We start from the raw sequence: 12,832 nt of genomic DNA, 5'->3' as shown, positions 1-12,832 counted from the left end.
ATAAAATATATAATAGGCTTTATTTGTAGAGCTATGGCCGTAAAATAAAGAGCAACAGCCAATTTTACTACAAACAAAAACCAGAGGTTACTACCTCGTCACAATCTTTTTAAACGTTTGAATTATTAGATTAACATCACCCCAAAAGGTTTGATTATGGACATATTCCACATAAAATTCTTGCTTAATCGGAAGTATCTTTTCAATATAAGCCTTTCTAGGATCATTATACTTACCGAGGATTTCATTCTCATCCACCATTTCTATAGACGCCCTGTCTGTAATACCTGGCCTTACGGAAAGAATTATTTTTTTTATATCACTTGGGTATTCATCAATAAACTCTTGAACTTCAGGCCTCGGGCCAACAAGACTCATATCTCCGAACACCACATCGATAAGTTGAGGTAATTCATCTATTTTAGACTTTCTAAGAAAGCGCCCTGAAGTAGTGATACGGTTGTCTTTACCAATGGTTAAGCGACCTTCATTTTCAGAATCACTACGCATGGTTCTGAATTTATGGATTCTAAAAATTTCACCATTTCTGCCCACCCTTTCTTGGCGAAAAAAAATCGGACCTGAAGATTCCAGTTTAATCCAAATCGCCACTATAATGAACAATGGACTAAGCACTACAAGTCCCACAACACTGCTGATTAGATCAAATGTACGCTTAAGCATTTTTCAACACCTGCCTGACACCTTTAACTACTCGGTCAATATCGGCTTCAGTCATTTTAGTATATAACGGAATCGTTACTTCATTTTCAAATAACTCCTGAGCAATGGGGAACATCTCAGGAGTCAATGAGTATTCATCTCTCCAATAAGGGTGTAAATGAAGAGGAATAAAATGAACGGAACAGCCAATACCAATTGCAGACATCTTCTCAATAAACTTATCACGATTAATCGCAGCAGCATCTAGTTTGATTGGGTATAAATGCCAAGCATGCTCTGTAATTCTCTCGGGACATGGCGGCGTCGTAAGAGGCAAATCTTGTAACTCATTGTTGTAATACTCAGCCATTGAAACGCGCTTATCGTGGAACGAATGCAACCTTGCTAGTTGATGAATACCAATTGCAGCAGCAATATCAGGCATGTTGTACTTATAGCCAGGAGCGATCACTTCATATGACCATGCAGGTTTAGTAGAAGTGTAGCGATCAAATGCGTCACGGCTTATGCCATGCAGTCGCATCACTTTAGATCTTGCAGCTATATCAGGACAACTAGTCACCAACATACCGCCCTCACCTGTTGTCATTGTTTTATTCGCATAAAAACTAAATACTGTAACATCGCTATCTAAAGTACCAATTAACTGCCCATTATAAACCGTAGGTAAAGCATGAGCGGCATCTTCTATAACCTTTATTTCATGTGACTTAGCTATGCTCAATATTGAGTTCATGTCACATGCATAACCAGCAAAATGCACTGGAATAACGGCTTTGGTTTTCTCAGTGATCGCTTTTTCAAAAGCAGCAATTGAAATGTTGTACGTATCAGGTTCTATATCAACCATTACTGGAGTTGCGCCAAGGTAACGCACAATTTCGGCTGTTGCTGTAAATGTATAAGTAGGTAAGATAACCTCGTCCCCTTCACCAACACCTACCGCTTCCAACGCTAAATGTAACCCAGATGTCGCTGAGTTTACCGCTACAGCTTCAAGATCCTTTCGGCCAAGAAACGATACAAAATCCTCTTCGAGGCGTTTAGCTTTGGGACCTGTTGTTACCCAACCTGAGCGCAAGGAATCTACAACTTCAGCAATTTCTTCTTCGCCAATCTCAGGCAAAGCAAAAGGGAGAAAATTCATAATTTCAACTCACTATAAAACCAATATAAATATTTATATGTTAATCAATGTAACCAAACTTAGAAAGTGTAGAATTGATTTCCTCTTCAACTAGATGCAGCGAATTTCCAGTTAGATTCTCACGCCACTTATCCAAATTATTAATTTCAACAGTATTTTCGAATTTTTGAATAACATTGTCGGCATCAGGAATTTTAAGAAACCTACAAATACGTTCAAGTTCGGAGCTGCTTTTCATAAAATCTTCATACTTGACTTGTATTACTTGCTCTTTAGGAATCGAAAGTAAATCAACATGAGCAAGCTCAACACATTTTCGCCATTGACGAGCACAAACAACTTCCATTGGTAATTTTTTTGAGTCCACTTCAATATTATCATATCTAGGCCCCCATATATTTTGCCCTCTTTTATTTACCATTCCTTGCAAAATATTACCAATATACCAAAAAGCATAGCGATAGTTTCTCCAAGGAAAGTAACGAAGTTTTTTTACTAAATACTTCTTGTCAGAGGGTGCTTTCCATAGGCGTATCGAAGATTCTGTAACAGCACGGCCATCTCTAATTAAAAAAACGAACTTTGCATCAGGATATACTTTATGTATAAACTTTACTCTCAAAGAGTTAGGTACGGATTTTTCAACAAAATATTTAGATAAGTGTCCATTATTCCTAACTAAGGAGGGTAAAGTCTTTCTTATATAGGACCGAATGTTATCATTCAAATGTTCAGGTTTCAATTCGTCACTATGGTAGCTTTCATTGCCATAACGCCAAACATAACCTACATCATAAGGAATAGAGCTTACATTATCACTAGCCGACAAAATTGACCGAAGGAACTTAGTTCCAGACCTTCCCGCACCGATTAATATTATTGGTGTCATTTTTCCGACACCTCCCTAAAGGCATCATTGAACTTTGACAATATTTCATCCTTCCCGAATTGGTTATTTGCAAAATCAGATATATCTTTCCTGTCAAAAAAAACCTCATTATTAATCACTATTAACTTATTAATTGCCTCTTCTATACTGTTATGATTTGAATTACACACAGCTAAACCGAGCACGTTGTCATTAATTAATTTAAAGACATCCGACTCAACATCAACACAAGCTAAGATAGGCAACCCCCTACTTAGATACATTATACTTTTTGATGGATAAGCGACTTGAGTTATACCTTCACTCAAAGTTACAATTCCAAAGTCACATTTATCCATTGCTGAAATAGCGTCTTCTATAGGTCTCATACCATGAAATATCAAATTACTAACGTAACCAAACTTATTAACTAAGGAGGACTTTAAAGGCCCATCGCCCATAATATGGAATTCAACCTTATCATTGCCATCAAATTTTTCTATCACTTTAAACAAAGAGCCCAGGTTTTGAAAGTGCCCTAAAGTACCGGCAAACAAAAACCTAGTTATGTTGTCTTTTTCACCAGATGTAGGAATCGGGGAACCTTCAAAAATAAAATTATTAATACACTTGATATTTGAACTCGAAGATCCTCTCTCAACTAGAGTTTTTTTCATGTCGCTAGATAAACAAATAACTAATGACGCTTCATTCACATTATTCTTATCTACGCTTCTGAGCCAACGAAAGAAAAAACCATCTTTAATATTGCCATTTATCAAAGATGACTCTGGGTGAATATCTTGGCAATGATATATATAATTATACTTTTTAATCTTAGAGAAAAATCTAACTAACATAGCAGTAAAAACAGGCGGTGTTGTAGCTACCATTACGACGTCAGTCTTAATAGTTGCCAACTGATAAATTAACCAAAACCAATATCTTAACATTGTTAGTACTTTGTTTGGTAAGCTTAACCCTCTTTCAGATTTTAAGTTAATACCTTTACAATTAATATTATTTTCAACAGCCCACTCTTCCCTTTTAACCTTCTCTTCTTGGTTATGGTAAGAAGACAAAACCTCAACCTCATCAAAATGATCAACAGTTTGTTCTGTAATATACCTTAACATTGTTGCGTAAGGATAATTTTGAGGCCAGAAATATCTATGTAATATAGTAATCTTCATATAAATCCTACAAATAAAACCTTAAACAATAAAGTCTAAGGCGTACTTATACTAATACTCTTTCCAAACCACTCTTTTAACATAGTCTGTATAAGAATGGATAATGCGTACCATCTTATCAGACACATTTGGCATGCTGTAATCTTCTACTTGACGTAGTAAACGAGTTGCCCCTGAAGGTTGGCTTTCCAACACTTTCAAACCTTGCAGTACACGCTCAACAGCTAAACCAACCATCATTACTGACGCTTCTTCCATACCTTCTGGTCTTTCATGTGCTTCGCGCATGTTCAACGCAGGGAAGTTCATGATTGAAGATTCTTCATTGATGGTACCGCTATCTGAAAGCACCGCTTTTGCATTCTTTTGAAGACAGTTGTAGTCATGGAAGCCCATTGGCTTAAGTAGCTGAATATTCTTATGGAACTCTAGCCCTTGAGCCTCAATACGATTTCTCGTACGTGGGTGAGTAGAAACGATAAGTGGTAAATCATATCTTATAGCTACCGTGTTCAGCGTCTCTGCTAACTTCGCCAATTGCTTCGGAGAATCCACATTCTCTTCACGGTGCAAGCTCACTACGAAGTATTCACCTTTGTTTAATTCCAGTCTTTGAAGAACATCCGAAGCGTCAATCTGATCCATATAATGATTCAAAACTTCAAACATAGGGCTGCCCGTCTTGATCACACGATCAGCAGGTAAGCCTTCAGCAAGCAGGTAATCACGAGCGATGGTGCTGTATGTTAAATTGATATCAGAAGTGTGATCAACAATACGGCGATTTGTTTCTTCAGGGACACGTTGATCAAAACAACGATTACCCGCTTCCATATGGAAGATTGGCACTTTACGTCGCTTTGCCGGAAGGGCTGAAATACATGAGTTAGTATCACCGAGTACAAGCATAGCCTCTGGTTGTACTTGCTCAAGCACTTCATCAACTTTGATAATCACTTGACCGATGGTTTCTGCTGCATTTTTGCCAGCTGCATTTAGGAAATAATCTGGCTTTCTAACTCCAAGATCATTGAAGAAAACTTCATTGAGCTCAAAATCATAGTTTTGCCCAGTGTGAACCAGAATGTGTTCGCAATGCTCATCAAGTTTAGCAAGAACACGGGACAAGCGAATAATTTCAGGGCGAGTGCCAACCACTGACATTACTTTCATTTTTTTCATCATTTTACCTTACAGAAGTTTAGCAATTGTATCTGGAGCTTCTCGATCGAAGATTTCATTCGCCCATAACATAACAACCAACTCTTCAGAGCCAACGTTCGTTACATCGTGTGACCATCCAGGAACCGTTTCAACAATTTCTGAGGTTTCACTGTCTACGCTTAACTCGTAACGCTCGCCGGTGATCACATGCTCAAACTTGAACAAAGCTTGGCCTTTGATCACTAGGAATTTTTCATTCTTAGTATGATGGTAATGACCACCACGAGTGATTCCAGGGTGAGCCGTGAAGAACGAGAATTGACCAGCCTGCTTTGTCTTTAGCACTTCACTAAAGACACCTCTTTCGTCCCCATACCTTGGAATGGTGTAACTGAACTGACTAGGCTGCATGTAGCTTAAGTAAGTCGAATAGAGAGCTCGATCTAGACCAACACCAACATTTTCAGTAATCAAGCTATCACGACTTTCTTTAAAATCGTTTAGTGTGTCCGCCACATAACCAACTGTAGTTGGGTACTCTGGAGTCACCTTAGTCGAACCAGAAGGCTTATCGCCATCTAGAAGGTTCATCAAACATTTACATACATCATCGATGTAAATAAGAGTCACAGGCGCCTTAGGATCATGGATATTAATCTCAATGTCATTGAGGATGTTGTAGCAGAAAGTTGCGACGAAAGAGTTATAGTTTGGTCGGCACCATTTACCAAATACATTTGGGAAACGGTAGATGAAATATGGCGAACCTGTGGCCTGTCCATAAGCTTCTACAACTTTTTCTGCTTCCGCTTTGCTAGCACCATAAGCATTATCACTAACAGCCTGCGTTGAGGAGCTGATCATCAAAGGTACTTTACGACCACTAGCCTCCAGAGTAGTGACAATATGAGACGTTAAATCTGCATTACCTTCTTTAAATTCTGAATCGTTCTTAGGGCGATTAACACCCGCAAGGTGGAAAACAAAGTCAGTGTTAGCTAGAGCTTCATTCAAATCATTTTCAGGTGTATCACGATCTACTTCAGTGACTATGTATTTGCCTTGTTCTTTTAGAAACAAAGATAAATTCTTACCAATAAACCCTTTTGCGCCGGTAATTAGGATTTTCATTAAACACCTTCCGGAACGTTAACGCTGCCAGCTTCAATATCCGCGATAAAATCCAATTTATGAAGCAGCTTAATCATACCTGAAACATCTAAACGTTCAGTGTTGTGCGAGTTATAGTCTTCAATAATACTGAGATCCTGCTCACCTTCTTCGACATATTGGGAGTAATTCAGATCTCTATTGTCAGATGGAACTCGGTAATAACCACCTTGCTCTTCAGCAACAAACATTTCTTCTCGACTACACAAAGCTTCGTAAAGCTTTTCACCATGTCGAGTGCCAATTACATTGACTTTATGATCAGGTTTAGAAGTAATTTCTTTCAACGCCTCAACCAAAACTTCGATTGTCGCTGCAGGTGCCTTTTGAACAAAAATATCGCCATTCACACCATGCGTGAATGCATGTAATACAAGGTCAACAGCATCGTTTAAAGTCATCATAAAGCGTGTCATATTCGGATCGGTAATAGTGATCGGATCACCATTTATGATCTGACGCAAAAACAGCGGGATAACAGAACCACGAGACGCCATAACATTTCCGTAACGGGTGGCTGATATTACGGTTTTGTTTGGGTCAACATTGCGTGATTTAGCAACTATGACTTTCTCCATCATTGCTTTAGATATACCCATTGCGTTGATCGGGTAAACTGCTTTATCTGTACTCAAGCAAACAACTCGCGATACTTCATTAGCGACGCAAGCTTCTAATACGTTTTCAGTACCTAGAACATTTGTCTTCACTGCTTCCATGGGGTGAAATTCACAAGAAGGGACTTGTTTAAGAGCTGCTGCATGGTAAACAAAATCAACACCTCGGGTAGCAGAAAGAATCGAGTTATAATCACGAACATCACCGATGTAGAACTTAAGCTTAGGTGAGTTATATTTTTTTCGCATATCATCCTGTTTCTTCTCATCTCGAGAGAAAATGCGAACTTCGTTGATATCTGTTTCTAAAAAACGGTCAAGAACAGCGTTACCAAATGATCCGGTCCCTCCAGTTATAAGCAAGATTTTTCCATGGAATAAGTTAGTCATAATTATATCTTTCCTCTCCTGTACTTTTCATTTCGGTTAAATAATGATAAGGCCAAAATTGATATGGTTTTAAAACCGAGGCTGTAGGTTTGTTTAAAAAAAGAATAACATAAAGTAATCCAACAGCAAAAAACGACACTGTCGCAAAAAATCTAGTTAGAAAGTCAGCCCCCTTCACGAGTGTTAAACAATAAATGGCCTGGACGATAAATGCGAAATAATAGATCCGATATCGAAAAACTGAATAATCGATAAAAAACAGCTCAACAAATATTAATATCACCCCAAAGCCACAAATTTTCTTATTTATCTCTCCAATATTATCATTATAATAGTAATAAGTAAGCACACAGAAAAAAACAGGAGCCGATACCCAAATTCTAATTTTATCAAATATACTTACTTCTAAACCACGGTCAAAGAAGTACCACGTCAACTTCTCACTAAAGAACCCAAAACTCGTTACAAACTGCAACAGATAATCAATAGGTTGAGTAACAAATTGCGCAAAGTATAAAAACAAAAAAGCAAATAGCAGCAATTTTTTTCTAGGGAGCCTGTTAGATATACAATATATCAAATAGTAAACAAAACTACTATACTGAAATAAAAATGATAAAAACAAAAAAATAGAAAATCTTACTTTTGAAAATCCAAACCTTTTTTCGCAGACTAAAAAAAATAAAAATATTGCTAATGCAATACTTTGCCTAATAGTAGAAAATAATAAAGAAAAAAGTAAGAAACAAACTAGAAAATAAAGAGTATGAATTGGCATTGGGGAAAACTTTTTGATAAAGACAGCCCAAGCAAAAACAGAAAAAGCCCCAGATACTATTATTACCGATTGAAATTCAAAACCTAACTCCTTTAATATAGAGTTAAATAAATAATAAAAAGGTTCGAATTTATTAGACAGTATTTCTTCAAAACTTATGCTAGATATAGAATGAAAGTAGTTTCTATAGCTTAGCCAATCGTACCCAGTCTCTAACCTCATAGCAACAAAGATTAAAACTAAAAATATCAGGAAGTAATATATAAAATAATTTATTTTTGCTGATACTTTCATTGCTTCCATTATCATAGGGATAAAAAAAACAAAGAGTAAAAAAATATAACTAGACATTAGTCACACCAAGTAGAAAACCGAGCACTGAGTGTTTTTACTTGGTCATCATTCAATTTACTTTGCCACAAACCAGATTGACCAAGAGTACCGGAAACATGATTAGGATGAAGCATCAGACTTTGATTCTTATATTTGAAAGTTTTAGAGAATACAAATTGGAAATACCGCTTTAACTTATTAACAAATGGGCTACTATTAGATTTTGATGCCTCATATGCTTTTTCTACATTTAAAGTCGAATAAATAACATCAACTTCTTCATCATTCAAATTGATACTAATAAAATTAGCACATTCAACTATAGATCCCCTTAAATCATACCTGAGTTTATTGTAATCTTGTTCAATGAACTTTATTCCAGAACCATAAATTCTTTCTAGATTTTCAATTGCTTTTTCTATTCTATCTAATGATTTAGAAAAACTATAATCGAACTTTTCCATCATCGATACAGAAACATCTCGTACATCTCTCTTAGATGTACAAATTAAAATTTTCCCATCATAGTCTGATAACCAATCAAGTAATTCAGGGGTCAATGAGTGTGACTTCCGAATTATTATTTTTTCAGAAAGAATGTCAGATTTTAACTCTTCCCTGTCATCTTGCCAATTCTTCTTCCAATCTGGTCGTTCACCAATCCCTTTTAATTTAAAGATCTCATTAAAAATATTACATTGTAAAGTAGAAGCACTTCTAGGCATTCCGGCAGCTATGATTAACACAATAGTCCCCTCTAATATAAAAAAATAAAATCACAACACAAAGTGTTAACTCACTAAATATAAAGCTATAAATTATAGTTTCTATGTTACCAATATTAAGTATGTATAGGCACATAAATACAGATATAATCTTACTCACGAGCTTGATTGATGATATAAACAGCAACAATTTAAACCTTTTCTTCGCCAAAAAATAATGGGAAGACAAAAGTGAAATTAAACACAGTGGAATCATCGAAAACATTGCTCGACTAACATCGAACAAAATTTCACTACCATTTTTAGAAAAAGATTTTAAGTACACAATAAAAAAATCAAAGACAAAACCATACATATAGTATATAGCTATAGACGAGAGCGGAATAATTAGAGAAATTACTAATATACTATATTTCTTTATTCTTAAACCATCATTTCTAGACAAAACTTTAGGGATAACAATAATTGAAAAAACACTTAAAAAGATTGACAACGGTATTGTGTACATTCCATAGGAAAATTCTACCACACTCATCAGTCCTGATTGACTCGATGCTATGCTTCTATCAATAAAGCGACTCGAAGATACCAATAATTGATATAAAAGAACAACCCCGAAAAAATGTTTCCACTCTGTTGAAAGTTTAAAATCCCAATAACTCAATTTGGTTAAAAGAGACTTGATGCCAGAAGCGTGCGTAAACACTAAACAAAATACAGAAAAAATGGATGCAAATATCAAATTTTTAGCGTTAATGGTATATTGGAAGTTTGATAATAAGACTATAACAGAACAAAAAGTTATTGCGCGAACTAATTGCGTAGTAGAAGCTGAGAACCTGTCGTTTTGCAAGTTCAAATAAGCTCTTGGTATTAAAGTTCCCCCTCCTACAAGAAAAATCAACCAACTTATTCTTGCCAGAGTAACCACATCGTCGTTTAAAGAAAAGCCAGGATATAGCATTCTCAGTTGATATGGAGTGGTAATAATTAATATGGAAGTTAATAAAGCAAGAATAAAGATACTTTGTTTATAAAAACTTTCCTGCTTATCTGGTGATTTGTCACATAATACTCCCATTGAAAATGTTACAAATAATGTACCAATCGTTTGAAGGAAGAAGTTTGGTAATGAATATGAAACTCGAAATATGTCAGACTCATAAGAATCGCCCAAATAGTGAACGATGATAATTTCTCTTATAAAACTAAATAATGCTCCCAACAGTATAAAAACAGTTACCTTTCTTTTATTGATCACTTTAATTTACTTTAACCTTATAGGCCTTTCCGTCACTTTTAAGGGCTATTGTAGAAAACCATAAAGTATCAATATCGTCATCTCCAACATATGGTAAAATCACCTGCCCGAATTGAAAATATTTAGTACTTAAAAAGTCCTTTTCTGAAGAATAGATCTTTTTAATAGTTTCTTTTTTCTGGCATCGGTATAAAAGACTAGCAGAACGTCCTATTTGCGCGATATCACCTTCATACACTACAGAAAAAAAACTACCAGAAGAAATTTTTGCGCCATAAAAAACAGGTCCATCTAACTCTAAAAGTTTTATTACTCGCTTGCGATTGATATCATATTCAAAAATTGAATTGGTTTTATATTGGGCATCGGTTGCATATATGAATTTATTCTCATCTCTAAAGCCATAAATTGCACGATAATCCTCATCTCCTGATAATATCTCAGTAATATTTTTAGTGTGAATGTTAAATAATATAATTTTGCATTCCTCTGGGAGATCTCCGGTTAAAATAGCTAACTCTTCATCTGAGAAGTATTTTATTGCATGAATATGTCTGACACTTCCAGCATCTAGTATCAGTTCAACATTCAAACTTTTCGTTTCAATGTCAAAAGAATATATTTTTACCGCCTGTCGGATGCTATTATCTGAGTACTCGCCAAAATATATTTTTTCATTATAAACAACGCACCCACCTCTAAATATTCTAAAGTCTATTTTTTTTATAAATCGAACATTGTCACCTTCGACATAATAAATAGACTTGCACCATACAACAAAGTAGCCTTTTTTTATTTTTATTACATTATAAAATTGTTCTCTCAATGCTCTAGATGTTATAGATGAAGGCACTAGTTTGTATATGTTGCTTTTAGGGAAGCTCCACGAGCTTATTACTTCATCATTCGACAGATCAACCTCGTATAATACGGATTTTTTTGAAAAGACCACAACTTCTCTATCAATATATTGACAAGCATAGCCATCCCAAGTTTTGTCACGCGAAACATCTAATGCCGCCATTAGTTAGTACCTCGTCCCTACCTTAACGCAACCCCATTCAGGAAAATGTTTTCTTATATACGCATTAAGCTCGATTTCTGATTCTGTATATTTACGTAAATTAGTTTGACTCCTACTACCTATAATTATTTTGCTTATCAAACCAGCTCCAACCGTTACATTAGTATTGCGATCGACGACGATAAAAGCACCTGTTTGCGGCAATGTAGAATACTCGTCAACTACTACTTTCTCAGTTAAAGAGACCGACGATAGTGCAATTTCATTTAGCGCTAATGTTTCACTATTTTTCGCATGTTGCTTTAGCGTATTTACATCTATTTTATGATTAAGATTAGAAAGTTTACCAGAGCAAGATTTAGTTGCGAACTTAAAAATATACTCTTGGTGACAGCGAAGAGGGGTTTCATCCATCCAAACAATGTGCGCTTCAAATTTATTGCTGATCTGAGGTTCAAAACCTTTATGAATTAGCATGTCTCCACGAGATACATCAATTTCATCTTCAAGGGTAATCGTAATGGCTTGACCAGGTTGTGCCGATTCAAGCTCTCCATCATAAGTAAAAATAGATTTAACCTTTGACGATTTTCTCGAAGGTAATACAGTGATTTCATCACCTACACATACTAAGCCAGAAGCTAAGGTACCGCAGAAGCCACGAAAGTCTAAATTAGGACGATTAACATACTGAACAGGAAAACGCATATGATCTAAATCTTTATCTTGAGCAATTTTCACCGTTTCAAGCAACTTCATTAACGTCGCGCCTGGGTACCAATCCATGTTCTCGCTTGGCGTAACCACGTTATCACCTTTCAAGGCTGAAATTGGCACAAAACGAATATCGTCAATGTCGAAGTTCTTAGCCATTTCACGATAATCGGCTTTGATTTTTTGGTACACCTCTTGGCTGTACTCCATCAAGTCCATTTTATTAATAGCGACAATAATGTGCTTAATACCTAGTAGTGAGCAAATGTAACTGTGACGGCGGGTCTGTGTTTGGATACCATACCGAGCATCAACCATCACAATTGCAAGATCACAAGTTGACGCACCTGTCACCATATTACGAGTATATTGTTCATGCCCTGGAGTATCTGCAATAATAAATTTGCGCTTGTCTGTAGAGAAATAACGGTATGCTACGTCAATAGTGATACCCTGCTCACGTTCAGACTGCAAGCCATCGACTAACAGCGCTAGATCAAACGATTCATCGGTTGTGTTGAATTTTTGCGAGTCTTTTTCAATGGCCGCCATCTGATCTTCATAAATCAACTTACTATCAAATAACAAACGTCCAATCAACGTCGATTTACCGTCATCTACGTTACCGCAAGTAAGAAAACGCAATAAGTCTTTGTTCTCATGAACGTTTAGGTAGGCTTCGATATCTTGAGCAATCAGATCTGAACTGTGTGACATGGTTTTTCCTTAATTGTATGGATTTGAAGTATCTAGAAAGAGATCAC

At 36.1% G+C, this 12,832-nt stretch carries 12 protein-coding genes; all 12 read right to left on the bottom strand.

Annotation, left to right across the window (positions count from 1 at the left end):
• Window positions 1-90: 90 nt before the first annotated feature.
• The 12 genes from ACED46_RS13190 to cysN are packed head-to-tail and all read right to left on the bottom strand — an operon-like array spanning window position 91 to window position 12,785.
• Entirely contained in the window at window positions 91-684 is a 594-nt protein-coding gene (locus ACED46_RS13190) for a sugar transferase (RefSeq protein ID WP_371721655.1), read from the bottom strand.
• The gene (locus ACED46_RS13185) at window positions 677-1,831 is read right to left on the bottom strand and encodes a DegT/DnrJ/EryC1/StrS family aminotransferase (RefSeq protein ID WP_371721654.1); all 1,155 of its coding nucleotides are present in this window, start codon (window positions 1,829-1,831) and stop codon (window positions 677-679) included. Before ACED46_RS13185 ends, ACED46_RS13190 begins: the two co-directional genes overlap by 8 nt.
• Before the next feature lie 40 nt (window positions 1,832-1,871).
• Window positions 1,872-2,720: a sulfotransferase gene (locus ACED46_RS13180; protein WP_371721653.1), complete on the bottom strand. Its 849-nt coding sequence runs from the start codon at window positions 2,718-2,720 to the stop codon at window positions 1,872-1,874.
• Window positions 2,717-3,892: a glycosyltransferase family 4 protein gene (locus ACED46_RS13175; protein ID WP_371721652.1), complete on the bottom strand. Its 1,176-nt coding sequence runs from the start codon at window positions 3,890-3,892 to the stop codon at window positions 2,717-2,719. Before ACED46_RS13175 ends, ACED46_RS13180 begins: the two co-directional genes overlap by 4 nt.
• A 51-nt stretch (window positions 3,893-3,943) precedes the next feature.
• On the bottom strand, window positions 3,944-5,074 hold the full coding sequence (gene wecB / locus ACED46_RS13170) for a non-hydrolyzing UDP-N-acetylglucosamine 2-epimerase (RefSeq protein WP_371721651.1): 1,131 nt from the start codon (window positions 5,072-5,074) through the stop codon (window positions 3,944-3,946).
• 9 nt (window positions 5,075-5,083) lie between these two features.
• The gene (locus tag ACED46_RS13165; RefSeq protein WP_371721650.1) at window positions 5,084-6,187 is read right to left on the bottom strand and encodes an NAD-dependent epimerase/dehydratase family protein; all 1,104 of its coding nucleotides are present in this window, start codon (window positions 6,185-6,187) and stop codon (window positions 5,084-5,086) included.
• Window positions 6,187-7,233: a polysaccharide biosynthesis protein gene (locus tag ACED46_RS13160; RefSeq protein ID WP_371721649.1), complete on the bottom strand. Its 1,047-nt coding sequence runs from the start codon at window positions 7,231-7,233 to the stop codon at window positions 6,187-6,189. The genes ACED46_RS13165 and ACED46_RS13160 overlap by 1 nt, the downstream gene beginning before the upstream one ends.
• On the bottom strand, window positions 7,226-8,362 hold the full coding sequence (locus ACED46_RS13155; RefSeq protein WP_371721647.1) for an EpsG family protein: 1,137 nt from the start codon (window positions 8,360-8,362) through the stop codon (window positions 7,226-7,228). The genes ACED46_RS13160 and ACED46_RS13155 overlap by 8 nt, the downstream gene beginning before the upstream one ends.
• The gene (locus ACED46_RS13150) at window positions 8,362-9,090 is read right to left on the bottom strand and encodes a hypothetical protein (protein WP_371721646.1); all 729 of its coding nucleotides are present in this window, start codon (window positions 9,088-9,090) and stop codon (window positions 8,362-8,364) included. The genes ACED46_RS13155 and ACED46_RS13150 overlap by 1 nt, the downstream gene beginning before the upstream one ends.
• Window positions 9,062-10,330 (bottom strand): hypothetical protein, encoded by a 1,269-nt coding sequence (locus ACED46_RS13145; RefSeq protein WP_371721645.1) that lies wholly within the window; start codon window positions 10,328-10,330, stop codon window positions 9,062-9,064. The genes ACED46_RS13150 and ACED46_RS13145 overlap by 29 nt, the downstream gene beginning before the upstream one ends.
• 1 nt (window position 10,331) lies before the next feature.
• On the bottom strand, window positions 10,332-11,354 hold the full coding sequence (locus ACED46_RS13140) for a hypothetical protein (protein ID WP_371721644.1): 1,023 nt from the start codon (window positions 11,352-11,354) through the stop codon (window positions 10,332-10,334).
• A gap of 3 nt (window positions 11,355-11,357) precedes the next feature.
• Window positions 11,358-12,785, bottom strand: a complete 1,428-nt coding sequence (gene cysN, locus ACED46_RS13135) for a sulfate adenylyltransferase subunit CysN (protein WP_371721643.1) — start codon at window positions 12,783-12,785, stop codon at window positions 11,358-11,360.
• Between the last annotated feature and the right edge of the window lie 47 nt (window positions 12,786-12,832).

The organism is Vibrio sp. 1S139 (assembly GCF_041439475.1).
Classification (GTDB): Bacteria; Pseudomonadota; Gammaproteobacteria; order Enterobacterales; family Vibrionaceae; genus Vibrio; species Vibrio crassostreae_C.
Note: the sequence above shows the minus strand (reverse complement) of the source record. Positions and strands in the feature narration are given on the sequence as shown.